Source organism: Shewanella sp. UCD-FRSSP16_17, from assembly GCF_001675935.1.
Taxonomy (GTDB): domain Bacteria; phylum Pseudomonadota; class Gammaproteobacteria; order Enterobacterales; family Shewanellaceae; genus Shewanella; species Shewanella japonica.
Window position 1 is genome coordinate 466,547 of sequence record NZ_LZFV01000013.1, and the last position, 24,851, is coordinate 491,397.

At 40.7% G+C, this 24,851-nt stretch carries 21 protein-coding genes; 16 read left to right on the top strand and 5 right to left on the bottom strand.

Annotated features, from left to right (window positions below):
- Positions 1–27: 27 nt before the first annotated feature.
- From A9267_RS11035 to galE, 3 genes are all read right to left on the bottom strand, one after another.
- Positions 28–462 carry a bactofilin family protein gene (locus tag A9267_RS11035; protein WP_055023033.1) on the bottom strand — a complete coding sequence of 145 codons (435 nt, stop codon included), beginning with the start codon at positions 460–462 and terminating at the stop codon, positions 28–30.
- A 170-nt stretch (positions 463–632) separates the two neighbouring features.
- Positions 633–1,130, bottom strand: a complete 498-nt coding sequence (napF, locus tag A9267_RS11040; RefSeq protein WP_065109181.1) for a ferredoxin-type protein NapF — start codon at positions 1,128–1,130, stop codon at positions 633–635.
- Between the two features lie 36 nt (positions 1,131–1,166).
- A complete protein-coding gene (gene galE, locus A9267_RS11045) occupies positions 1,167–2,180 on the bottom strand; it encodes a UDP-glucose 4-epimerase GalE (RefSeq protein WP_065109182.1) in 1,014 nt (337 codons plus the stop codon).
- Between the two features lie 359 nt (positions 2,181–2,539).
- On the opposite strand from galE, the gene phhA reads away from it, so the two are divergent.
- From phhA to A9267_RS11075, 6 genes are all read left to right on the top strand, one after another.
- A complete protein-coding gene (phhA, locus tag A9267_RS11050; protein WP_055023030.1) occupies positions 2,540–3,337 on the top strand; it encodes a phenylalanine 4-monooxygenase in 798 nt (265 codons plus the stop codon).
- 34 nt (positions 3,338–3,371) lie between these two features.
- Positions 3,372–3,710, top strand: a complete 339-nt coding sequence (locus A9267_RS11055; RefSeq protein ID WP_055023029.1) for a 4a-hydroxytetrahydrobiopterin dehydratase — start codon at positions 3,372–3,374, stop codon at positions 3,708–3,710.
- Between the two features lie 220 nt (positions 3,711–3,930).
- Positions 3,931–5,469, top strand: coding sequence for a transcriptional regulator TyrR (gene tyrR, locus A9267_RS11060; RefSeq protein ID WP_055023028.1), 1,539 nt, complete (start codon positions 3,931–3,933; stop codon positions 5,467–5,469).
- Between the two features lie 343 nt (positions 5,470–5,812).
- On the top strand, positions 5,813–6,799 hold the full coding sequence (locus A9267_RS11065; protein ID WP_065109183.1) for a fumarylacetoacetate hydrolase family protein: 987 nt from the start codon (positions 5,813–5,815) through the stop codon (positions 6,797–6,799).
- A 95-nt stretch (positions 6,800–6,894) separates the two neighbouring features.
- Positions 6,895–7,545, top strand: coding sequence for a maleylacetoacetate isomerase (gene maiA / locus A9267_RS11070; protein ID WP_065109184.1), 651 nt, complete (start codon positions 6,895–6,897; stop codon positions 7,543–7,545).
- Between the two features lie 461 nt (positions 7,546–8,006).
- A complete protein-coding gene (locus A9267_RS11075; protein WP_065109185.1) occupies positions 8,007–8,558 on the top strand; it encodes a nucleotidyltransferase family protein in 552 nt (183 codons plus the stop codon).
- 23 nt (positions 8,559–8,581) lie between these two features.
- On the opposite strand, the gene A9267_RS11080 is transcribed toward A9267_RS11075, so the two are convergent.
- Positions 8,582–9,619, bottom strand: a complete 1,038-nt coding sequence (locus A9267_RS11080) for a hypothetical protein (RefSeq protein ID WP_231919080.1) — start codon at positions 9,617–9,619, stop codon at positions 8,582–8,584.
- Between the two features lie 445 nt (positions 9,620–10,064).
- Here A9267_RS11080 and ompW point away from each other — a divergent pair, with 445 nt between their 5' ends.
- Complete coding sequence (ompW, locus tag A9267_RS11085) at positions 10,065–10,739, top strand: outer membrane protein OmpW (RefSeq protein WP_055023024.1); 675 nt, start codon at positions 10,065–10,067, stop codon at positions 10,737–10,739.
- A gap of 102 nt (positions 10,740–10,841) precedes the next feature.
- On the opposite strand, the gene A9267_RS11090 is transcribed toward ompW, so the two are convergent.
- Positions 10,842–11,582, bottom strand: a complete 741-nt coding sequence (locus tag A9267_RS11090) for an SDR family NAD(P)-dependent oxidoreductase (protein ID WP_055023175.1) — start codon at positions 11,580–11,582, stop codon at positions 10,842–10,844.
- 125 nt (positions 11,583–11,707) lie between these two features.
- On the opposite strand from A9267_RS11090, the gene A9267_RS11095 reads away from it, so the two are divergent.
- The 9 genes from A9267_RS11095 (at position 11,708) to A9267_RS11135 (ending at position 24,839) form a co-directional block, all read left to right on the top strand.
- The gene (locus A9267_RS11095) at positions 11,708–12,124 is read left to right on the top strand and encodes a YbaY family lipoprotein (protein WP_065109186.1); all 417 of its coding nucleotides are present in this window, start codon (positions 11,708–11,710) and stop codon (positions 12,122–12,124) included.
- Positions 12,125–12,203: 79 nt separating this feature from the next.
- Positions 12,204–13,148, top strand: coding sequence for a homoserine O-acetyltransferase MetA (metA, locus tag A9267_RS11100; protein WP_065109187.1), 945 nt, complete (start codon positions 12,204–12,206; stop codon positions 13,146–13,148).
- A 261-nt stretch (positions 13,149–13,409) separates the two neighbouring features.
- Positions 13,410–15,737: an immune inhibitor A domain-containing protein gene (locus A9267_RS11105; RefSeq protein WP_065109258.1), complete on the top strand. Its 2,328-nt coding sequence runs from the start codon at positions 13,410–13,412 to the stop codon at positions 15,735–15,737.
- Positions 15,738–16,161: 424 nt separating this feature from the next.
- Positions 16,162–18,162 (top strand): GGDEF domain-containing protein, encoded by a 2,001-nt coding sequence (locus tag A9267_RS11110; RefSeq protein WP_197495527.1) that lies wholly within the window; start codon positions 16,162–16,164, stop codon positions 18,160–18,162.
- A gap of 424 nt (positions 18,163–18,586) precedes the next feature.
- Positions 18,587–19,780, top strand: a complete 1,194-nt coding sequence (locus tag A9267_RS11115) for a thiolase family protein (protein ID WP_065109189.1) — start codon at positions 18,587–18,589, stop codon at positions 19,778–19,780.
- Positions 19,781–19,965: 185 nt separating this feature from the next.
- Positions 19,966–21,459, top strand: coding sequence for a CoA-acylating methylmalonate-semialdehyde dehydrogenase (locus tag A9267_RS11120; protein WP_055023017.1), 1,494 nt, complete (start codon positions 19,966–19,968; stop codon positions 21,457–21,459).
- A gap of 241 nt (positions 21,460–21,700) precedes the next feature.
- The gene (locus tag A9267_RS11125; RefSeq protein WP_055023016.1) at positions 21,701–22,858 is read left to right on the top strand and encodes an acyl-CoA dehydrogenase family protein; all 1,158 of its coding nucleotides are present in this window, start codon (positions 21,701–21,703) and stop codon (positions 22,856–22,858) included.
- 68 nt (positions 22,859–22,926) lie between these two features.
- Positions 22,927–23,724 carry an enoyl-CoA hydratase gene (locus tag A9267_RS11130; protein ID WP_065109190.1) on the top strand — a complete coding sequence of 266 codons (798 nt, stop codon included), beginning with the start codon at positions 22,927–22,929 and terminating at the stop codon, positions 23,722–23,724.
- Entirely contained in the window at positions 23,724–24,839 is a 1,116-nt protein-coding gene (locus tag A9267_RS11135) for an enoyl-CoA hydratase/isomerase family protein (RefSeq protein ID WP_065109191.1), read from the top strand. Before A9267_RS11130 ends, A9267_RS11135 begins: the two co-directional genes overlap by 1 nt.
- Positions 24,840–24,851 lie beyond the last annotated feature (12 nt).

Genomic DNA, 24,851 nt, shown 5'->3' on the forward strand with positions numbered 1-24,851 from the left:
ACAGTTATCAACACATTTCGGTGAAAACTAAGCTGTCACGGCTGCAGAAAGTTGTGGGTTATCGGTTTTTTCTTCTGATGAATCACTGATCACTTTTTCATTTGAGATTAACTGATGTTCAGCGCTTTCGTCATAAGCTTTGCGGTATCCGATAAACTGACCATTATCTAAGATTTCCATACGCTTACTGTAAACTTCACCATCAAACGTACCTGTATTGGTGATTGATAATTTATCGCACGTAATATTACCTGTCATCAAGCCTGACACTGACGCTTCAACACAAATCACGCCACCAGTCACTACACCTGTTGATTCTACTGTTACGTTACCTGTTGCACGAATTTCACCGTTGATTTTGCCTGCAATCAAGACGTCCCCAACAACTTTGATATTACCCGTGACTTCACAGTCGTTTGCGATAAAACTGAGGTTGTTTGCCGGACTTTTTTTACTAAACATGTAGACTCTCTTTTCGCATAATTAGGCCGCAATAAAACTGATAAGCGCGACGAAAATGACTTTGTTATAGATATTTAACATTTAATATAGCGACAATTAAATGCAAAAAAAACAATTAAATTTTGACTGTTAGGACTTTTTTTTGACGGCGGTCACTCAATTAGCCTCAATTACTCGGCTTTAGCGTGAGGTTCTGTCACGGTAATTGACTGTGCAGGGCAAGGAGATACGCATGCGCCGCAGCCAGTACAAGCATCAATATCAATAATGGGTTTAGGGATTTGACCGACTGCCATCTTAAACGTAATCGCTCTAGGATCGCATGCATCTTTGCAACTTTGACACCACACACCTTTGTAGGTCAGGCATGAATCATTGATTGACGCTTTAATTGTCCATGGTAAAGCTTGAGATACATCGAAAACCTTTTCTTCGCAGACGGTTGCACACTGCTGACAAAAAGTGCATTCATCTTCAGAAAATTTAATTTCTGGAAAGCCGCCATCTCCTTTAATAAGCACTTTGGTTTCGCAAGCATCGATACAGGCATTACAACGAGTGCATTCGTCAGTAAACTCGATAGAGTCTATCACCCATGGTGGACGTTGAGCATTGTCTTTTCTGCGTCTGAATAGGTTTCTACGGCTATGATTAATGGATTGGCTCATGATTTATTTCCAGCCTTACAATGATTCATTTCGTGTTTATTCTCGATAACCTTTAGGGTTTTTTGATTGCCATTGCCAGCTACTTTTAACCATTGACTCAAGGGTATGAGTGGGCTGCCAATCAAGTTCTTTGTGCGCCAAAGTCGCATCAGCGAAATAGGCGGCTAAATCTCCTGTACGGCGATCTGTAAAGCGATAAGGTATAGTCTTACCACTGGCTTGTTCAAATGCCGTAATTAACTCGATGACGCTATAACCTCTACCTGTACCGAGGTTGTAAGTCACAATGCCAGGGTTTTCAGACAGTTTATTTAAAGCCTTGATGTGGCCTGTTGCGAGATCTTCGACATGAATATAATCTCGAACACCAGTGCCATCAGGTGTGAGGTAATCATTCCCAAAAACGCGTAATTCTTTGATATTCCCAATCGCGACTTGGCAAATAAATGGCATTAAATTGTTGGGTATATCACTAGGATCTTCGCCTATTAACCCACTTTTATGGGCACCAACAGGGTTAAAATATCGTAATACAGCAATATTCCATTGGTTATCTGCAGCGTATAAGTCAGCCAATAGCTGCTCAACCATAAGTTTAGATTGCCCATAAGGGTTGGTAGCACCTGTGGCAAAATCCTCTCGAATTGGCAGACTTTCAGGTAGGCCGTAAACAGTGGCTGATGAGCTAAAGACTAAGTTTTTTACATTATGCTCAGCCATGACTTGGCAAAGTATGATGGAACCTGTGACGTTGGTTTCATAATATTGCAATGGGTTAGTGACAGACTCGCCTACCGCTTTTAAGCCAGCAAAGTGAATCACTGAGTCGATAACATGATCGGTAAAGATCTTGTGTAACAGGGCTTTATTGAGCACGCTACCTTGATAAAAAGTGCAATCTTTCCCTGTAATTTGGCGGATTCTGTCGAGCGCATTAACGTTGGCATTCGATAAATTATCAACAATGATCACTTGTTGATTGGCATCTAACAGTTCTACGACAGTATGAGAGCCGATATAGCCAACACCGCCAGTCACTAGAATTGCCATGGTTTGTCCTTAACACTGTGGAGTAAAAAGTAATTGCTCATACTATTGTACTTAACTTAGCGTGATGAATATAACTTTTGTTACTGATATCCATTCGAATAATCAGTAAATAGCAGCATTCATTCTAAGATGCGCTACAAAAAAGTCTGCAACATTGATAGCGTTTAACTCATTCGTCAAACTATAACTACATTTTAAGTCTCTGTTTTTAAATTACTATTCTTTATCAATATTGACTTTGTAGCGAATGGTTTACGTTTTTAGCTAGCAAACTGCCAATCAATAAAGTGTGAGCCTGTTAACAAATATGAAACCTTAGCTCACTATGAAGGCAGAGAAGTTTACGTAAAGTGACACTTATGAGTAAAGCAACAAATTACACAGCTAAAATCCCCGATAGTCAGGGTTATATTCAGTACACTGATGAAGAACATGATGTCTGGCATGAGTTATATCAGCGTCAAATGGTTAACATGCCAGGACGTGCATGTGATGCGTATATGCAAGGCCTTAAGGCGCTCAATATGCCGACCAACAGGGTGCCGCAATTACAAGAAATCGATAAAGTGCTAACCGAAACGACTGGTTGGAAAACCGCGGGCGTGCCGGCTTTAATTTCTTTTGGAAAATTTTTTGAATTGCTAGCGAGTAAACAGTTCCCCGTCGCCACGTTTATTCGTACCAAAGAAGAGTTTGATTACTTACAAGAACCGGATATTTTTCATGAAATTTTTGGCCATTGCCCGTTATTGACGAACCCAGCATTTGCGCGCTTTTCACATATTTATGGTCAGCTAGGTTTGGCTGCATCAAAAGAAGAGCGGGTATATTTAGCTAGACTGTATTGGTTTACTGTGGAATTTGGTTTAGTCAAAAGTGCTGACGGCGGTCTTAATATTTATGGTGGGGGGATTTTAAGTTCTCCTGGCGAGACCTTATATGCGTTAAGTGATGAACCTGAACGTAAGCCATTTGATTTGATAGAAGTGCTAAGAACGCCTTACCGAATCGATATTATGCAACCTATTTACTATGTGATTGACAGCGTCGACTATTTGGATGAAATCGCTCAAATGGACATTATGGCTGCAGTGACAAAAGCACGTCAGTTGGGGTTACTTGAACCTAAATTTGCCCCAAAGACGATTGCAAGTTAATACGAATAAAAGAACAAAAAACTCAGGAGTAGTTATGTCTGATTTATCAGAATTAAAATGTGAAGCTTGCCAAATTGATGCCCCAAAAGTGACCGAGCAAGAAATGGTCGAGTTCAGTCAAATGATCCCAGAATGGACCGTAGAGAATCGTGACGGAATTAATCAGTTAGAGCGTGTGTATAAGTTCAAGAACTTCAAATTGGCGATGGTTTTTACCAATAAATTAGCTGAACTTGCTGAAGAAGAGTTTCATCACCCTGGTATTTTAACGGAATGGGGCAAAGTGACAGTGACTTGGTGGTCACACTCAATTAAAGGACTTCATAAAAATGATTTTATCATGGCGGCGAAAACCGACCAGTTGATAGACTAGCCAGCTTCATTATTAATTTCAGCAGGTTACGTTAACGTAACCTGCTGGAATACGTCATCTGTTACAATTCCGCTGTAAACAACACTTGCCACAAGCCGCATAACCTTTTAACGTATCGCTCACAAATAAAGAAGGATGACAATTTTCATTCAATTTTGAATGGTTATTGCCTTGAATCCTCGTATATTGCTGCAAAATGACTGATAGGGAATAGTTGTATATGCGTTTGGAAGTGAGTTGTTTAGATCGCATTGGCCTTGCGAAAGATATTCTTGAAGTATTAGAGACTTATGGCATTAATTTGATTGCAATTGATGCTAGTAACAAAGGTTTTCTCTATTTACAATTCGCTGAAATTGGGTTTGAAACCTTAAGCGAATTAATGCCACTTATTAGAAAAGTAGAAAGTGTTCATGATGTACGAACTGTATCGTTTATGCCTTCTGAGCAAGAGCATTATGCATTAAAAACCTTGTTAAAAACGTTACCCGATTCGGTATTTTCTATTAATTCCAAAGGGCGTATTCGTATCGTCAATGAATCTGCATTGTTGACCTTGAATATGCAAGAGCATGAAGTTATTGATGAATCACTAAATCACTGGGTTCAAGGCTTTAACTTTTCTCGTTGGTTAACAGAAGCACCTGTCTTAGCTCAAGCTACCCGAGTACAAATTGGTAGTAACGAGTATCTAGCTGAAATGCTCCCGATTTATTTACCAGATGAAAACAATGCCAGTATCTTAGCTGGTGCTGTTGTATCACTTAAATCGCCTGCCAGAGTAGGTAAACAGTTTAATGCACTTCAAAATCAAACAACGGGTTTTGATAATGTTCTTGCTGTTAGCGATAAGATGAAAGATGTCCTTAAGCAAGCTAAACGTATGGCACAACTTGATGCGCCTTTATTGATCACTGGTGAAACGGGAACGGGTAAAGAGTTAATGGCTAAAGCAAGCCATGATGCCAGTATGCGCCGTGAACATCCGTTTATTCCAATTAACTGTGCAGCTTTGCCTGATAGTGTGGCTGAGGAAGAGTTATTTGGTTTTGTTTCAAATGGTGATGTTATAAAACGTGGCCTATTTGAAGAAGCGAAAGGCGGCACCGTCTTTTTAGATGAAATCGCCGAAATGTCAAAAGCGGCACAAGTTAAGTTATTGCGCCTTTTACAAGATGGCACCTTCAGACGAATTGGTGGCGATGAAGAAGTCCGTGCTGATGTACGTATTATTTGCTCCACTCAGAAAAACCTAGCAGAGCTTTGTCAGTCTGGAGAGTTCAGAGAAGATCTATATTACCGAATTCATGTACTCAGTTACCACATGCCGTCGCTGCGCGAGCGAAAGGTTGATGTTATCCCATTAACTGAAATGTTCTTAGAGCATTACAGTCAGCAGCTATCAAGCCCACTTCGCCGTATTTCAGCATCTTGTCGTGATTACCTGTTTACCTATGCGTGGCCTGGTAATGTTCGTCAGCTTAAAAACGCTATTTTTAGAGCGGTTTCAATGTGGGATGGATCAGCTGAATTAACTGTTGAACAGCTTAAACTGCCGTCTTACGCTGAAGGGTTTGGTTATTTTGATGAAGAGTTTGAGGGTAGCCTTGATCAAGCAATGAAAGAATATGAAGCGTCATTGTTAAGGCGTTTATATCCTGCTTATCCAAGTACCCGACAATTAGCCAAAAAGTTAGGTGTTTCTCATACGGCGATTGCAAACAAACTTAGAGATTACAAAATCACTAAAAAGCGTTAGCCGTGAACTTAAGGTTCATTAGGTAAAACAGACTGTAACGATATAATGCCAGCAAAATGCTGGCATTATGGTATTTTTCAGGCATATATTGCTGATATTGCCACTATCTTGCACTGTGTATTAAAAGCTTTACAAAATCACCGCCAACTAACCAAAGTGTGATTTATCTCACGCTATATTAATTTGGCTGAGCTTAATGTATTCCTAGCGTTATAACGCTATTTTCGTTGATATTAACCCGCAATCTGTTCGGCAAATGCTTCATTAGCGTCTTAGGTACAGATTGCCAGAAATAACAATTTAAAATCTAGTATCAACTTTATTTGTTCCCTTAGGAGTCAAAATGAAACTTGCAAGTTACAACAACGGCCGCCGTGATGGCCAACTTATGTTGGTGAGTAAAGATTTATCAAAAGCCGTTGCCGTTCCTGCTATTGCCAATACCATGCAGCAACTATTGGATGCATGGGATTTACTTAATCCTCAATTGCAAGAGCTGTATGAAGCGTTAAATGCTGGTCAAATGGATAATGCTATCGATTTTGATGAGTCACGTTGTCTGTCACCTTTACCACGTGCATACCAGTGGGCAGATGGTAGTGCTTATGTTAATCACGTTGAGTTAGTTCGTAAGGCTCGTGGTGCTGAAATGCCTGAGTCTTTTTGGACAGATCCGTTAGTTTACCAAGGTGGCTCTGATTGCTTTATCGCACCTAAAGCGGATATTGAAATGGCAAGCGAAGAGTTTGGCATTGATTTCGAATCTGAAATTGCCGTTGTTACGGATGATGTTGCAATGGGTGTTGATACCGATAATGCAGCTAAACATATTAAATTACTGATGCTAGTGAATGATGTGTCACTGCGTAATTTAATTCCTGGTGAGTTGGCTAAAGGATTTGGTTTTTTCCAATCTAAGCCTTCTAGTGCATTTTCTCCTGTTGCGATTACCCCAGATGAGTTAGGTGATAAGTGGCAAGACAGTAAAGTTCACTTACCATTAGTCACACATTTAAACGGCGACCTATTTGGCCAACCCAATGCTGGCGTTGATATGACGTTCAACTTCAGCCAACTGGTTTCTCATGTGGCTAAAACCCGTCCATTATGCGCTGGTGCTGTGATTGGTTCAGGCACGATATCAAACTATGATCGCAGTGCAGGTTCTAGCTGTTTAGCTGAGAAACGTATGTTAGAAATCATTGCAGATGGCAAAGCTTCAACTCCATTCATGCATTTCGGTGATACTGTCAGAATCGAAATGTTTGATGAAGAAAACAACAGTATCTTTGGCTCAATAGACCAAAAAGTGGTTGAGTACAAAGGCTAGTCGTTACGGTTTAATACCCTAAAGCAATAGCGCTATGCGTTATTGCTTTTTTTATGCTCATTAGGCTGTTAGCTCAATGATGATAAGGAGATAAAATGAAACTATATGGATACTGGCGCTCAAGTGCCGCCTATCGAGTACGCATTGCACTCAATTTAAAGCAACTGGTGGCAGAACAGGTTTCAGTGCATTTAGTTAACAATGGCGGGGAGCAGCATAGCGAGATGTTTGCAGCGTTAAACCCTCAGCAATTAGTTCCCGCTTTTGTCGACTCTAACGATGACGGGGAATTTTGCCTTACTCAATCAATGGCAATTATTGAATATTTAGAAGAGCAGTATCCTCAAAGCCCACTATTGCCAAAAACGCCAAAGGATAGGGCGATTGTTCGTGCGATGGCGCAATCTATTGCTTGCGAAATTCACCCATTAGATAATTTGCGTGTGTTGCAATTTTTAGTGAAAGAGATGGATGTAGATGAAGAAGCTAAAATGAAGTGGTATCACCATTGGATCCACATTGGCTTTAAAGCATTAGAATCACAAATGAAGACTCATTCTGGCAAATATTGTTTCGGTGATACTCCTACGTTAGTGGATTTATGTTTAATCCCACAGGTTTATAATGCTAAACGATTCAATGTTGATTTAACTGAGTACCCGAACATTTTAAGAGTTTGGACGTATTGTAATCAACAATCTGCTTTTGCTGATGCCGCTCCAGAACAGCAGGCAGATGCCACTTAAACCTTGTTGACTCTTTCGCTATACAGCCAGTTAATGTTGAGCGTGTTCTACAATCACATGCTCTGACCACTTAACTGGCAGTTGCTCTTTTCAGTGCGTTATTCGTGTTTAAACTTACTATATATTTTCCAATATTTTTCCCTATCAACTTGAAATGGCGCGTTGTTTATTAATAGCTTAGTGGCATAAAATCAGTTAACTTAACTCACCAATATTAGCATGTGTTAATATTGTCATGTGTTAATATTGGTTTTGTTATTATTGTTTTTTGTCAAAATTGTCGTTTAGCAAGTTTTGTCGAAAGAGTCGCGTTATTTATCGATCAAAATGTAAATTATTAAAGTTCTTCATTAATTAAGCCGATAAAGTGGTAGCTTTTGATTTACCGTTTTTAAATCTGCAAATTAGCATCGGTACACTGTGGTTAATTTAAATAGTACAAATAACACTCGGAATAGGTCATGGATTTTGAATCTCAAATAAAACAGTGGATTACAAACGACCCAATGCGCATGAAAGCATTGGATCTGACTGCGCAAATGTTTAAAGAGCTTGAGGTTGATGATTGGTATATTGCTGCAGGTTTTGTTCGTAATTTAGTGTGGGATAAATTGCATGGTGCTGCGGAATCAGTATTAGATGATATTGACGTGATTTATTACTGCAATGAAGAAACCAGTGTTTATCGTGACAAGTTAATCGAACTTGCTTTAGCGGAAATGGCTTCATTCCCTTGGTCCGTTAAAAACCAAGCAAGAATGCACATAAAAAACCAGCATCCTGCTTATACTTCTGCTAAAGATGCGATGTCTTATTGGCCTGAACTGCAAACAGCGATTGGGGTGAAGCTCGATGAGCGTGGTGACATTGTCGTTGAGTCAGTGTTCGGTTTGCCTTGTCTATTTAACTTGACTGTAAATTACAATCCTAAAGCTGATGAGTCAGTGTTTATGGAGCGAGTTGCCAGCAAGCCTTGGTTTAATGAGTACCAGAATTTGTCATTAGAGCTTTAATTCGTTTAGTTAGCATAGCTAATTCAAACATTTTGAAATAACACTTCGATGGTGACAGTCAAAACGGCTTGATTCAAGCGCTCACTGTCTTCATCTTCACTCCATGTGTATTCAGGCGTAATGCCAAAAAATAACCATTCTCTCAAATAACTTTGTCTATATGTGAGCCCAATACTGGCTTTATCAATATAATGGTAGGGCTTATTGACGCCATTTATTTTTGCTTGATAGCTAATGGCTTGTGTCTCACTAATATATTGATAAAGCTGTAAACCAGTGCCTATTTTCCAGCCGTTACCTTTATTCTCATATTGTGCTGCACTATGCCAACGGAGCAAAAATTGAGGATTAAAAGCATGTTCAAAATCTAACTCTGTAGATTCACCTGTTACGCTTTTTTCCTGGTATAACTTTTGTGTAAATCGCCAAAGGCTGTTGTCCGAAATCGGTAAAGTGTAACGGTAGCGCGCTTCAATTTTGGGTTTAAAACTGGCTTTGATATTGAAACTACTTCTTTCTTTTGTATACCAGTCATATCGTAAGCCGACATCAACATCTCTTTCTTCATCAGGACGTTTAATAAAAGAGAAAGGATCATCTTCGCCCGTGGAGTCAAAAATAAGCTTTAATTTCTTGCTCATTCCCGGCAAGTTTAAACGCGCATTTAAGTTAGCTCGGTACTTAAACCCCTCCTTTTCAAAATAAGAGAAGTCGTTATACCAGCGAATGATGGTGCCTGCTCGTCCATCATCTTCTATACGATCATCGACAAAAAAGCTGTCAAACCAGATAGCGGGTTCGCAAAACTTGGTATTCAAATAAGCGAATGTTTTATCTAACGGTAGTTCTGATTGTGAGCGGCTATAGCATGGAGAGTCTTCAGTAGCGCTTTGCTCACCGTTGGCTTTTGTAGCGTTTGGTTTAATTTTTTGAACAGCTTCTACGGTTGCATCGCTTGCCGTTTCTGATTTACTTTCAGCTTGCTTCGATGCTTGCTCAAAAACCGTACTCGCTTGAGTAGAGTTAATATTGGCAAACAACAATAGCCAGCTAATTATCATAAAAATTTGTTTTGATAGGCGCGACAAAGCGATGTGATTCCAAAAAGAAAGTCGATAAATTTGATTGTATCACTTATGTAACAAATTTCTGATGGTTAACATCTTAGTGGCATAAAACAAATCTTATACCAATTAGATAGATGAAATTGTTGTCAACATGTGAATTATTTATTTTGCCTGAATATTTATGCGATACCTAGAATTGAGTGAAATCTGTTCATTTTTAGTACGATATGCTGGATTTATAGCTGTATATTAAATGCGTGTTATCTAAATCTGCTAGGTAAATGTGATCTCAGTCATTAATGTTGCTTACCTAGTTTGGTATAGGTGTTTTTATTGATTTGGATCAATATTGTTAATCAAATACTCTGGCAGTGTAGCGGCAATTGTTAACAGTGTTTGCACAAAGCACTAATTATGTTGCGCACATGGAGTTGTCACAATGAATAAAAAAATAGCCTTAAGTATTGTCGCAGCCAGTTTATTATCTACTGGTATTTCTTCTTCTGTTTTTGCTCACCAAGCGGGTGATTTTATTTTTCGTGTAGGGGCAGTTGCTGTCGCGCCGAATGATGAAAGTCAAAATGTTGATACCCCAGACTTAGGTGATTTAGGCCAATTCTCTGTTGATGACAACACTCAAGTTGGTTTAAATTTTGGCTACATGCTGACAGATAATTGGGGAGTTGAATTATTAGCAGCAACGCCTTTTACTCATGACATCTCAATTGCTGGCATGAAAGTGGCTGAAACTAAGCATTTACCGCCAACCTTAGTTGCACAATATTACTTTGGTAATGCGCAATCTAAATTACGCCCGTATATTGGTGTAGGTGTTAACTTTACTAACTTTTTTGACAATGAAATTACCAACAGTGTTGATGGTCGTTTATCTGACTTAAGCTTGTCTAACTCTTGGGGTTTAGCTGCTCAAGTAGGCTTAGATTACAACATTAATCAAAATTGGTTAGTTAATGCTTCAGTTTGGTATGCACAGATTTCAACTGATGCAAGCTTTAACTACGCGCCAAACGGTGGTGCAGATTCAGTACCTGTGACAATTGAAACTGATATAAACCCGTGGGTTTATATGGTGAGCGTAGGTTACAAGTTCTAAGTCAGAGCGTTATTGTTACCAATAAAAACAGGAGCTTAGCTCCTGTTTTTATTGATTGACGAGACAGTATTAAATCAACTTTTACGCCATTTTTAACTAAGGCTATTTCTTCTTTTTGTTTTTCCAGTGGCGGGTGTTGTAAATAAATTCCGGCAACATCATGGTTAACCAAGCAACCAGACGCCAGCGTTTAGTCACATATACCTTACGTTTACCTTTTTTCATTGCTGCAATTATCTGATCTGCCACTTTAGCAAGAGGCGGGAGCCATAACTTACTTTGCTGCATCGCAGCCTTATCTAATAAGCCTAATTGAATATCTGTAATGGTGATGGGTAATTTCAGGCGCTGAGCATGCATACTCAAGCCTTCAAGGTAGTTCTGTGCATACGCCTTAGATGCATGGTAAGCAACGCTTGGTCCACCTCTCAGTCCGGCAATTGAGTTAATAGCGGCTATTTGGCCATACCCTTGCTCTCGCATGAGTCGGAAAGTGGTATTACAAATAGCAGTAAAACCAGTGACATTGACGTCAATAATATCTTGCTCAAGTTGCCATGGCAGCGTCTCGTTGTAACCATTTAGCCCTGTGTTTATTAAGACCAAATGTGCGCCATCAATTCGTTGCCACTCTTGTTCTAATTGGCGAATTATCTCAACAGGCTGCTCAATATTTAACGGTAAAACGTTAACTTCAGTCTCAAGTTGTGAAGCAAACTCTTTTAATGAGTCTGGATCTTGGACAAAAAGTGTCAAAGCAACTTTTTCTGCGGCCAATTTACGGGCGATTTCTTTACTAAGATGTGAGCTAGCGCCCACTATTATTGCGTTTGCTTGTGTCATGCGCTTTAAGGCTTCGAAATGATGACCTATGATAAAAACAACTGCTTTCGATAACAAGCAAGAATATTATTCAATATAAGACGTATAGACTTCTAGAAGTCTTTATGTATGATAAGGAGACTGAAATGAGCAAGGCAATGATGCGATTATTTAATGGAGTGCTTGTCGCGGTAGTGGTGCTTTTAGGATTAGGTGCATGTGCTTCGCACAATGATCTTGTCAGTGTATCAGGTGAGATCATGTATCGAGAGCGCATCGCTTTACCTGATAACGCAGTTATTAAAGTGCAACTTAAAGATGTTTCTTTGCAAGATACGAAAGCGATTGTAATGGCTGAAATGACTTCAGATGAAGTGACGACGCCCCATGCATTTACATTTGAACTTGCTCGCGATCAATTTCAGCAGGGTCATACCTATGCAGTAGGTGCCCGTATTGAGGTGGAAGGTAAGCTTTGGTTTATCAATACTCAATCTTATGTAGTTGATATTAATAGTAATGAGGCTATTAATCTTATCGTAAATAAAGTCGGTAATGAGTGATAAATATCGGACGCAACACGGTTGTGTGTTGTTGATGTTTTCCAAGTACCGAATCTTATAGTGTTAAAAAGGTGCTTTGATGCCGGTTAGAATCCCAGATAATTTACCCGCTGCAGAAATCTTAGAATCAGAGAATATTTTCGTTATGTCCGAAACACGGGCTGCGAATCAAGATATTCGTCCAATGCGTGTGCTGATTTTAAATTTGATGCCTAATAAAATTGAGACAGAAACTCAGTTGTTACGTTTATTAGGAAATACGCCTTTGCAAGTGGATGTGGATTTATTACGTATCCATGATAAAGCTTCAAAACACACCTCAATTGATCATATGAACACTTTTTATCGTGATTTCGAAGCGGTAAAAACACGCAATTATGATGGTCTAATTATCACTGGTGCGCCACTAGGGCAATTAGATTTTGAAGATGTTGTGTATTGGGAACACATAAAAGAAATTATCGATTGGTCTCAGCAGCATGTCACATCGGTATTGTTTTTATGCTGGGCTGCCCATGCGGGCTTGTTTCACTTATATGATTTACATCGAAAACTGTTAGAGAAGAAACGTTCTGGTGTGTTTAACCACAGTCGCTGTAATAAACCACATCCGTTATTACGTGGTTTCGATGATGAATTTTTTGCGCCTCATTCACGTTTCGCTGAAATGGATATTAATGATATTAAACAGCATCCTGATTTAGAAGTATTAGCTGAATCAAAAGAAGCTGGAGCTTATATCGTGTTAAGTCGAAATAATCGAAACTTGTTTGTAATGGGTCATCCAGAATATCAAAAATCGACGTTAAACGACGAATACCTGCGTGATATTGAGCAAGGTCTAAATCCAAGTGTTCCCACTCACTATTATCGTGACGATAACCCTAAAAATGACGCCGTTGCCAAATGGCATAGTCATGGCAGTTTGTTAGTCAGTAATTGGCTTAATTATTATGTTTATCAGTTAACGCCGTATGATTTATCTGACATGAGTGCAATGACGCCATGGGAAACCGGTCGTTAGTGTCTCAATATTAACTCATTCGTTTAATTAAAGGCGCCATTTAGTATGACTAAGTGGCGCTTTTAGTCTCACCTTATTGCCTGAAAAATACCCAAAATAATTAGTTGTTTAGCACAAGTTAATACTTGGGATTGAAATCAAGCCCAACCAGTGTCGTGTCGTTGTTTCTTCGGTTAGGATTTTTGAATACTTAGTTAACGTAGCTGAGTCTTGCTGAGTATTACTTTTCAAACGGATCTGAAATTTAATGAGGGTATTCAATTGAATAACAAGAAACTACTCCCGCTAGCGTTTGCTATTGCTGGGTTATCTGGAGCCTTGCAAGCCGCACCGCATGCTCCCACGCCACAAACGGGCGCTTTCGATTTAGTGATTGCCGATGAGCAGAAGTTAATAGAAATGCTCAAGAAATCAGGCAAAATCTCGCAAAGTGCTAGCTTAAAAGAAGCTGAAACAGCGTTAAAAACCTACCTTAAAAAACGTCAATCAGAAGCGGTACTAAATGCCGCAGCGCTCGATGCTGCTGTAGTCAGTCAGTATCCCATGACTAATGAAATTAAAGGTAAGGCTAAACATCATAAACGGCATGAAGCGTCAAAAGGACAGCTAACAGCCAATGCGATGCGAAGCCGTCCTGCGAATGTTCAAGAAGAAGTATATGAAGGTGAAACACGAGAAGCACGTGTTTTAGCGATTTTGATGGAGTTCCCTGACTTTGTGCATAATTCTATCTTACCTGATGAAACAGGTATGTATTATGAGGATTACAACCCAGACCATTATCGTCATATCCTTTTTGGTGACGATGGTTGGGTTGCGCCGAATGGTCATCATGCTAATTCGTTTAGACAATTTTATGAAAAACAGTCAGGTGACAGTTATACCGTCACTGGCGATGTTGCTGGTTGGTATATGGCAGAAATGCCTGCAGCATTCTATGGCAACAATGTTGATGGTGATGCGAGAAGCTTAATTCGAGAAGCTTTAACAGCAGCCTCACAAGATCCCACTGTTGACTTAAATCAATTTGATATTGAAGACAGGTATGATCTTGATGGAGATGGTAATTACTGGGAACCAGATGGATTGGTTGATCATGTGATGGTATTCCATTCTGCAGTGGGGGAAGAAGCTGGTGGTGGTCAAGTAGGTGAAGATGCTATTTGGTCACATCGTTGGAATTTGGGGGGAGTATTTGGGATCCCTGATTCTTCAAGCTCAGCGCCTTATTGGGGCGGACTAATGGGGGCTTTTGATTATACCATCGCTCCGATTGACAGTGCTGTTGGAGTCATTAGCCATGAATATGGTCATGATTTAGGGTTACCTGATGAATATGACACTCAATATACTGGCCAAGGTGAGCCGGTATCTATGTGGTCTATTATGTCATCTGGTAGTTGGGCGGGTGAAATCGGCGGCACAGAGCCCGTTGGTTTTAGTCCATTCGCAAAAGAGTATTTACAAGCAAGCCTTGGTGGCAATTGGCAACACGGTGCTGTGGTGAATTTTGATGATATTCCTCGTCGAGGTGTCGTTGGTCTATTAGATCAAGCATCCAGTAAAGGCACTAATCATGATGTGATTAGGGTGAGTCTGCCAAACAAGCAACAGGTTATCACTGTGCCAACCAGTGGTGAATATGCGTATTTCAGTGGTTCTGGAGATAATCTAGAAAACCTGATGGCCGTTTCTGTCGATTTAACTGATGCAACCACTGCTGCAGTGCAGTTTAAAACATGGTATGACATCGAGCTTGATTGGGATTATGGCTATGTGATTGCTGTTGGTAGCTTTGGTCAGATGATGCTTGAAGGCAATATCACCAGTAACACAAATCCGAATGATACTAATTTGGGTAACGGTATAACAGGTAATTCAGCGGGCTGGATTGATGCTGAATTTGATCTCACCGCGCTTGCGGGTGAGGCATTTGATTTATACATAATGTATAAAACCGATGGCGCGGTATCCAACCCTGGTATGTACGTTGATGATTTAAACATTGTTGTCGATGAAACGATTGTTGCGACAGCGAATGCTGATGTGATGCCAGAAGTCATGATGCTAAATGGATTTGATGTATCGACGGGCGTTTCTGAAACTGAGCACTATTATTTAGTTGAGTGGCGAACTCATCATGGTGTCGACAGTGGTTTAGCGCATATCAATGTTGCTGGACAGCCAATGACCTATGAAAAGGGCATGCTCATTTGGTACGTGGATAATCAATATTCAGATAACTGGGTTGGTGTTCACCCTGGTGACGGTTTCTTAGGTGTTGTGGATGCTGATCAAAATACCTTGTCATGGAGTAATGGTAATGTTGCAACGACACGCTACCAAATCCACGATGCGACATTTAGAATCGATAGACCTGAAAAAATGTTTATCGATTTGTCTGAAGATTATGGCATCACTATGTATGACAACCGTACTCGTGCCCAACGTACTTTTAGAGATTCTCGTGATTACTCTGGCGGCGACTTACTTGATGCTGGACGTAATATTCCTGAATACGGGTTAACAATTCGCTTATTAAATCAAAGTGAAGATCGTAGCGTTGGTGCGGTAATGATCCAAAAGTAGTGCCTTTTTGCATAAACAGCTTGAAATAAAGCTTGCAGTTAATTGCAGATGATTCACCAACAGTGAAGTTAATGAGTGGCCTAAATAAGCCACTTTACTTCTGCAAAAAGCGCTGAGATTCAGCGCTTTTTTTATTTTTCATATTTATTTTTATACGCGAGTTATCAGTTAAAAATATCAATAGTCCTGATATTTTGCCGATAAATTATGGCAACTAAGCTAGATACAGATTAATTATCTAATCGCATTAGCGTTAGCACCGATTCAAGCATAAGCCTGCGGTCTTCGCTACATTGTCATATCGAAGCAACTCACTTATGCTGATACAATCTGTTAACCCTTGTGACAGTTTAAATCTTGTTTTGCAGACCGTGATTTATAATGGTAAGCAGGGGCATAGCGAAATCAGATGTTGAGGCGCCCATTGATTGAATTTCACCTTTGTTATTACCGAGTGCTATCGATAAGCCGATTCATTGCGTTGGTAGGCTTTATCAGTCTGGTTACTCCAGTTTATGCCAATGACAATGCAGAGCGAGCGATACAGTCAAATGATGCTCACGTCATGACATTAGATTCAGTTAAACAAGCGCTGGATAAGTTTACTGCGCCAGAGGAAAAGCTTGAGTATTTACAACAAGCTCAGCAACACCATTCGTGGAACCCAATTGATAATGCCCATATATTCAATTTTATTGCGATTGAACAAGAGGCATTAGACAAATTAGATGATGCCGTTGAATCATATTCTTTAGCGATTCAATCTGCTGAGCAAGTTGCCACTTCAGATATTTTAGTTATCAGTTATATTGAGCGTTCATTCATTAAATATTTACAGGTTAATGATAAAGAGCGCTATTGCCCTGATAGAGAATATGCATTGGAATTAGCACGCGCTATTGACTCTCCTATCGTGTTGTCCAAAGCACTCACGCAAAGCGCATTTTGCTACACTGATACACAAGTGTTTGAGCAAGGATTACAGCGCCTTGAAGAAGCTTTGTTGATTGCCAAGAAGCACCATTTCCCTCCGAACAAGCAAGCGATGATTTATAACTCAACTGGCGCGATTTACCGCTCTAATGGATTACATAAATACGCTTATGAATACTTCAATGAAGCCTATCGGTTATGGAGTGAAGTTGACGATATTCAAGACATGTTCAATATGCTGCACAACTTGGTTGGTGAGGCGATAAAAATGTCAGACTGGGAAGCGGCTGAAATTCATGTTGTCGGCCTGTTTGATTTAGCCAAGCGGCATCCTGAATTTAACGACTTCTTATTTTTCGCTTATTTTAATGCGGGTCGGCTAAGTTATTATAATAATGATCATGAGTTGGCAATTGAGCGATTGCAAAACGCTAAACAGTTAAGCTCAACCACTAATGAACAATATTTTATTGGCTTAATGTATGCCTATCTCGCTTTAGCTCACATGCAGCAAGAGCAGCCAGAAATGGCTTATGAAGCTGCTGATGAATTTATAAATTCTGACACATTTTCAGCGAGCTCTTCCTTTCTCAAAACGTCAATAATGGCGCTTAAACAGTTTTCCGAACAAGAGTACTTAGCCAGCTTTAACTTGTTGATGTCGAGCTTAAATCATGAACGTTTGACCTATGCCTCCATCATGGACAAAGACGTTATCTACTCGTCGCTAGAGCACAATTCAAAAGTCGCTGAATATGAAATCCAAATCCTAGAAAATCAGCTTGCGATTAATTTACTGAAGTTAAAGTCAGAAACAGATAAGCAGCAAATATCTCAATTAACCTTAATCGTTACCAGTTTGATTATTGTGGTTTTACTTGTTGCAACGGCTTTTTTAATTCAGTCTCGCCGCTTTTTTAAACGCCGTTCGCAAACAGATTATCTTACAGGGATATCAAATCGACGTTACACCATGGAGCAGGGGAATAGGTTATTTAGTCTTGCCCTAAAACGAGCGGAGCCATTAGCGGTGATCATTTTTGATATTGATAAATTTAAAATGATTAATGACACATACGGTCATCATATCGGGGACTTAACAATTAAAGCTGCGGCACGAAAAGCAAGAAATTGGGTCAAAAAAACGGATGTATTAGGCCGAATTGGTGGAGAAGAGTTTTTATTAATATTGCCTAATACCAATATAGACCAAGCAGTTGAAGTGGCTGAGCGACTCCGTAACAGTATCGAGCAGCAAACATTTACTTTTGATCATGTCGAAGTGAAATTTACCATTAGCTTAGGGGTTACTGTAAGTCAGCTAAGCGAAGTTGATGGTGTTGTCATAGAGCATAGCGAGCAAGATGAATTAGCAGAGCAAGATCTTGGAACTGAAGAAAGCCTAGATTCACTATCTAAGATGATAAAACGAGCGGATGCTGGTATGTATAAAGCGAAACAAAATGGCCGTAATCAAACCTTTTCGATGTGATATTTTCCTATTGATCCAATGCGTGTTGATTTGATGGCTTTCCACCAAACGGGCATTAGCAACTCAATTAACCTTGATGCCCTTTAAAACCTCCGCAAGTAACCACTGTTATTTCTTTCCCATCTATTTCTTTCCCATCTATTTCTTCCCATCATAGTCTGCAGCGATTAATTCCCCGTGTAAGTAAACTCACTTTTTGACAACAATAAACTTGGCAGTCCTAGTTATAAATCCCCTTAATTATTAATGGTATATCGTTTTTGTAAATTTTCAATGACAGCCGTGTTGAAATCTTAATATGAAATTGACGATTTTTTCTTGCTTTACGTTAGCGTAAACGTCAGAGTGTGATAATTGAACTAGATCACATTTTACTGTGTATTAATCTCGGCCAGAATATTTGCCGGTTTACAGCGGAGAAGTTATGAGCACCACACATTCATCACCACAAGATATCGTTATCGTTGCTGCTAAGCGTACCCCAATGGGTGGCTTTCAAGGCGCATTATCAGCAGTGACATCTCCAACATTAGCCGCCAATGCGATTAAAGGGTTAATCAGTCACACTCAGATTGATACTCATTTAATTGATGAAGTCTTAATGGGTTGTGTATTGCCTGCAGGTTTAGGACAGGCGCCAGCTCGTCAAGCGACATTAGGAGCTGAATTACCTTTAAGTGTTGGTGCAACGACCATCAATAAAGTCTGCGGTTCAGGTATGAAGACTGTGATGATGGCGCACGACTTAATCAAAGCGGGTAGTGCAGAGGTTGTTGTTGCTGGTGGTATGGAAAGTATGACCCAAGCGCCTTATTTATTAGATAAGGCGCGTAGTGGAATGCGTATGGGTCATGGCAAAGTTTTGGACCATATGTTCCTCGATGGCCTTGAAGATGCTTACACAGGCGGTGCAATGGGGACTTTTGCCCAAAAAACTGCTGATGATTTTGGCTTAACTCGTGAAAACATGGACCAATTCGCACTGAACTCTTTAGAAAAGGCTAACACAGCGATTCAGTCTGGAGCGTTTAAAGATGAAATCGTGCCAGTGACGATTTCAAGTCGTCGAGGTGATGTCACAGTGGATACGGATGAGCAGCCAGGCAATGCGCGTCCTGAAAAAATTCCTTCACTACGTCCAGCATTTGCTAAAGACGGCACAATTACAGCCGCTAACTCAAGCTCTATTTCAGATGGTGCTGCGGCCTTAATGTTAATGAGCCGAGAAAAAGCGGAGTCATTAGGTCTCACTATTATGGCGACAATTAAAGGCCATACCACTCATTCTCAAGAACCTTCAATGTTTACCACTGCACCCGTCGGTGCAATGAACAAGCTATTCGATAAAGTTAATTGGTCTAAAGCTGATGTGGATTTATTCGAAATTAACGAAGCATTCGCCATGGTGACTATGTTAGCTATTAGCGAATTACAACTTGACGAATCTAAAGTCAATATCAATGGCGGCGCTTGCGCATTAGGCCATCCTATTGGGTGCTCTGGTGCACGTGTACTTGTGACGTTAATTCATTCGCTAAAAGCCAAGGGCTTATCTAAAGGTGTGGCGTCATTATGTATTGGTGGCGGCGAAGCAACGGCAATGGCAATTGAAGTATAACTATCTCGCTATAACCGTTTAAGTGTCACAATCGATTAGAAAATCATTCAACAAGACTCAAGTGCTGCACGAGCTAGACAATTATTCGTAACACTAATAAGTAACAGTAATTAGTCAAAAATAACAAGCCGGCAGTACTTCACTTTCACAGAGCTTTGGGGCTCTACAGGGATTTAGGAAGCAAGATGACAGTTCAAGTGAAACATTATATCAACGGTGAATTTACCGAAGGCATGGGAACCCAACAGATTTCGGTGACCAATCCTGCAAATAACTTACCGATTGCCAATATTAATGCCGCCACGGTAGAGGAAGTTAATCAAGCGATTCATAGTGCTAAAGAAGCATTTAAAACATGGAAAGAAGTGCCGGTCTCTGAACGTGCCAGAGTGATGTTGCGTTATCAACATTTGCTAAAAGAGCATCATGACGAGCTCGCAACCATACTAGCCCAAGAAACAGGTAAAACCTTTGAAGATGCTAAAGGTGATGTTTGGCGTGGCATCGAAGTCGCTGAGCACGCATGTAACATCGCCTCAATGTTAATGGGCGAAACGGTTGAAAATGTGGCAAGAAATATCGATACCTATAGTTACACGCAACCATTAGGTGTTTGTGCGGGTATTACCCCATTTAACTTCCCAGCGATGATCCCATTATGGATGTTCCCGCTAGCCATTGCGTGTGGTAATACCTTTATCTTAAAACCTTCAGAGCAAGATCCAATGACGCCACAACGCTTGGTTGAGCTATTTGTTGAAGCGGGGGCGCCAAAAGGGGTACTGCAGCTAATCCATGGCGATAAAACGGCAGTTGATGTGTTGCTCAATGATAAAGAAATTAAAGCGATTTCATTTGTCGGTTCTGTCGGTGTAGGACAATACATCTATAAAACGGGTACCGATAACTTAAAACGTGTTCAAGCCTTTGCTGGTGCGAAAAACCATTGTGTGATTATGCCTGATGCGAACAAGCAACAAGTGATTAATAACATGGTAGGCGCCTCTGTTGGTGCGGCGGGTCAACGTTGTATGGCGATTTCTGTTGCTGTATTTGTCGGCGCTGCCAAAGAGTGGATCCCTGAGCTTAAAGAAGCACTAGCAAAAGTACGCCCAGGATTATGGAATGATGAAAATGCGGCTTATGGTCCAGTCATTAGCCCGGCTGCTAAAGCGCGTGTGCTAAAACTGATTGCTCAAGGTAAAGAAGAAGGCGCTGAGTGTTTACTCGATGGCAGTGACTTTACTGTTGAAGGATATGAGTCTGGTAACTGGATTGGCCCAACCATGTTCAGCAATGTCACCACAGACATGAGCATCTACAAAGAAGAAATCTTTGGTCCTGTACTCTGTTGTATGGAAGCTGAAAGCCTTGATGAAGCGATTGACGTTGTTAATAACAGCCCTTATGGCAACGGCACTTCTATCTTTACAGCATCAGGCGGTGCAGCACGTAAATATCAACATCATATTGATGTTGGCCAAGTGGGAATTAATGTCCCTATTCCTGTGCCATTACCGTTTTTCTCATTTACGGGATGGAAAGGCAGTTTCTATGGCGACCAACACGCCTATGGTAAGCAAGCGGTTCGTTTTTACACTGAAACCAAAACCATTACCTCTCGCTGGTTTGATGATGAAGTCGTCAGTGGCCCAAATATGAGTATTAATCTTAAGTAATTGATAAAGGCCTTCTGATGGGAGAAGGCCTTTTATCGACGTTGTAATAAGGCCGCAATGTTTGGCCTGCCGAGACATGCCATTCAGCAGGAAGCTGAATAACTAAACAACATACTACGCCTAAGTATCTGCAAACAGAGCAATATAGCTCACACAAATCTATTGCAGAACTTTAGCTTTAGTGACCACTGATAGTGGCAATTCAAATGACCATAGAGTCATAGTAAAAAAGGATTCAAACATGAATTTTGATTTCAACGAAGACCAACGCCAGTTCGCCGATCTCGCTCGTCAATTTGCTGCTGAAGAACTCACACCATTTGCAGCAAAATGGGATGAAGAGCACTATTTTCCAAAAGATGTCATTAAAAAAGCGGGTGAGTTAGGTTTTTGCTCATTGTACTCGCCAGAGTCAGAAGGTGGCATGGGGTTATCTCGCCTTGATGCTTCAATTATCTTCGAAGAATTATCCCAAGGTTGCACTGCAACAACCGCCATGTTGACCATTCATAATATGGCCACATGGATGGTAACAACTTGGGGAACCGAAACCTTACGTCAGCAATGGTCTGAAGGTTTGACGACAGGACAATTATTAGCATCTTATTGCCTAACGGAACCGGGTGCAGGTAGTGATGCCGCTTCTTTGCAAACCAAAGCGATTAAAGATGGCGATGATTACATCATTAATGGTTCGAAAATGTTTATTTCTGGCGCCGGTGAGACTGAGTTATTAGTTGTTATGTGCCGTACCGGTGACGCTGGTGCTAAAGGCATCTCAGCGATTGCGATTCCAGCTGATGCACCAGGCATCACATACGGAAAAGCAGAAGAAAAAATGGGCTGGAACGCACAGCCAACTCGATTAATCAGTTTTGAAAATGTACGTGTGCCACAAGCCAACTTGTTAGGCGATGAAGGACAAGGGTTTACCTTTGCCATGAAGGGCCTTGATGGTGGTCGCATTAATATTGCGACTTGTTCAGTTGGAACAGCGCAAGCGGCATTAGAACGCGCGACAGAATACATGAATGAGCGTAAGCAATTTGGTAAACCCATTGCCGCTTTTCAAGGGTTACAATTTAAACTAGCGGATATGGCGACTGAGCTTGTTGCTGCAAGACAAATGGTACGTTTAGCCGCATTTAAACTTGATAACAATGATCCTGAAGCAACGGCTTATTGCGCTATGGCCAAACGTTTTGCCACCGATATTGGTTTTCAAGTGTGTGATAGTGCGTTGCAAATCCACGGTGGTTACGGATATATCCGTGAGTACCCATTGGAGCGACACTTTAGGGATGTTCGTGTTCATCAAATATTGGAAGGCACCAATGAAATCATGCGTTTGATCATTGCTCGCCGTCTATTAGATGAGAATTCACACGCCATTTTATAAGTTGCCAGCTTGCTCCGTTTCGATAACGGAGCATTAATGCGCATGCACTATTGTTAAAGGATTAAATCATGACGACGACAACTGCCCAAACAGGGCCCGCTATCGTAGAAACCATTGATGGTCATACCGCCATTTTGACCTTAAATAACCCGCCAGCAAACACCTGGACATCAGCCAGTTTGATGTTGCTTAAAGATATCGTATTACGCCTAAATCAAGACAATAATATTTATGCGCTGGTGATTACAGGTCAAGGAGAGAAGTTTTTCTCAGCAGGTGCTGATTTAAAATTATTTGCCGACGGCGATAAAGGCAATGCAGCGACAATGGCCAAGTGTTTTGGAGAAGCATTTGAAACATTAAGCGCCTTTCGTGGAGTGTCTATTGCGGCTATCAATGGCTATGCCATGGGTGGCGGGCTAGAAGTGGCATTAGCGTGCGATTTACGCATTGCTGAGTCGCAAGCACAAATGGCCTTACCTGAAGCCACAGTCGGCTTGTTACCTTGTGCGGGCGGCACACAAAACTTAACGGCTTTGGTCGGGGAAGGTTGGGCAAAAAGAATGATTCTATGCGGCGAGAGAATCGATGCAGTTAAAGCCCAAACGATTGGTTTAGTAGAAGAAGTGGTTGAACAAGGTCAATCATTAGCTGCTGCGATATCGCTTGCGGCAAAAGTGGCTCGTCAATCACCGAGCAGCGTGAAAGTATGTAAAGCATTAATTCAAGCTGGAAGAACCATGCCTCGCACCCAAGCTTTACCCCTAGAGCGTGAGTTGTTTGTAGGATTATTTGATACCGAAGATCAGGCTGAAGGCGTCAATGCCTTTTTGGATAAACGCACTGCAAATTGGAAGAATAACTAATGAATCAAGATGTGATTTTTCAGACATTAGGAACACTATCAGGCAAGTCGATTGGTGTGGTTACGCTTAATATTGAAAAAGCGTTAAATTCACTGAATCTTGGTATGGTTCAAGCAATGACTAAGCAGTTATTAGCTTGGCAGCAAGACAATGATATTGCTTTTGTTGTACTCGATGGCGCTGGTGAGAAAGCTTTTTGTGCTGGTGGTGATGTCAGAGCTATCTATCATGCTTCTATGGCTAACCCTCAATCAATGACTCAAGAAGCGTGTGACTTTTTTAGCGAAGAATACCAACTTGACTACCTATTACATCAGTACGGAAAGCCTGTATTAGTGTGGGGTGATGGAATTGTGATGGGCGGCGGCTTAGGGCTTATGGCTGGCGGCAGCCACCGAGTGTTAACTGAGCGAAGCCGTATTGCAATGCCCGAAATTACCATTGGTTTATATCCAGATGTTGGCGGTAGTTACTTCCTTAATAGAATGCCTGGTAAAACAGGATTATTCTTGGGATTAACGGCTTACAACATGACCGCTGCTGATGCCCATTACGTCGGATTAGGCWATCACTTTTTAAGTAGTGATGATAAAGAACCCTTGTTTGATGCTATAGCTGAAGTAAGTTGGAGTGATGATGTTGCTTTAAATCACTTACAACTAAGTGATTTACTTAATTCAATGCAGGAAAACGCGACGGCGAGTATGGGCGATAGTCTGCTAGCACAATATCAAGTTGAAATTGATCAACTCATGAGCGGTGAAATCGAAGAAGTGCATCATCAAATTTCAAGTTTAGATACTGAACTTGATTGGCTAAAGCGCGCACAAAAAACGGCATTAGCAGGTAGCCCGTTAAGTTGGTTTTTAATTTTTGCTCAAGCCAGTATCGGTAAAGATAAAACCTTAGCTGAGTGCTTTAAATGGGAATTAGGCATCAGTGTTAATTGCTGTTCTTACGGTGACTTTTGTGAAGGGGTACGAGCACTGTTAATCGATAAAGATCGAAATCCACAATGGCGTTTTCCTCACGCAAGTGATGTGACACCAGAGGCGGTGACGCAGCTATTAACGTCACCTTGGAATAATGACAATCACCCATTAAAAGACATGTAAAAGGACATTATT

Coding starts and splice junctions, on each gene's coding strand:
- A9267_RS11035 (WP_055023033.1), bottom strand. CDS start 462: ATGTTTAGTAAAAAAAGTCCGGCAAACAACCTCAGTTTTATCGCAAAC.
- napF (WP_065109181.1), bottom strand. CDS start 1,130: ATGAGCCAATCCATTAATCATAGCCGTAGAAACCTATTCAGACGCAGA.
- galE (WP_065109182.1), bottom strand. CDS start 2,180: ATGGCAATTCTAGTGACTGGCGGTGTTGGCTATATCGGCTCTCATACT.
- phhA (WP_055023030.1), top strand. CDS start 2,540: ATGAGTAAAGCAACAAATTACACAGCTAAAATCCCCGATAGTCAGGGT.
- A9267_RS11055 (WP_055023029.1), top strand. CDS start 3,372: ATGTCTGATTTATCAGAATTAAAATGTGAAGCTTGCCAAATTGATGCC.
- tyrR (WP_055023028.1), top strand. CDS start 3,931: ATGCGTTTGGAAGTGAGTTGTTTAGATCGCATTGGCCTTGCGAAAGAT.
- A9267_RS11065 (WP_065109183.1), top strand. CDS start 5,813: ATGAAACTTGCAAGTTACAACAACGGCCGCCGTGATGGCCAACTTATG.
- maiA (WP_065109184.1), top strand. CDS start 6,895: ATGAAACTATATGGATACTGGCGCTCAAGTGCCGCCTATCGAGTACGC.
- A9267_RS11075 (WP_065109185.1), top strand. CDS start 8,007: ATGGATTTTGAATCTCAAATAAAACAGTGGATTACAAACGACCCAATG.
- A9267_RS11080 (WP_231919080.1), bottom strand. CDS start 9,619: ATGATAATTAGCTGGCTATTGTTGTTTGCCAATATTAACTCTACTCAA.
- ompW (WP_055023024.1), top strand. CDS start 10,065: ATGAATAAAAAAATAGCCTTAAGTATTGTCGCAGCCAGTTTATTATCT.
- A9267_RS11090 (WP_055023175.1), bottom strand. CDS start 11,582: ATGACACAAGCAAACGCAATAATAGTGGGCGCTAGCTCACATCTTAGT.
- A9267_RS11095 (WP_065109186.1), top strand. CDS start 11,708: ATGAGCAAGGCAATGATGCGATTATTTAATGGAGTGCTTGTCGCGGTA.
- metA (WP_065109187.1), top strand. CDS start 12,204: ATGCCGGTTAGAATCCCAGATAATTTACCCGCTGCAGAAATCTTAGAA.
- A9267_RS11115 (WP_065109189.1), top strand. CDS start 18,587: ATGAGCACCACACATTCATCACCACAAGATATCGTTATCGTTGCTGCT.
- A9267_RS11120 (WP_055023017.1), top strand. CDS start 19,966: ATGACAGTTCAAGTGAAACATTATATCAACGGTGAATTTACCGAAGGC.
- A9267_RS11125 (WP_055023016.1), top strand. CDS start 21,701: ATGAATTTTGATTTCAACGAAGACCAACGCCAGTTCGCCGATCTCGCT.
- A9267_RS11130 (WP_065109190.1), top strand. CDS start 22,927: ATGACGACGACAACTGCCCAAACAGGGCCCGCTATCGTAGAAACCATT.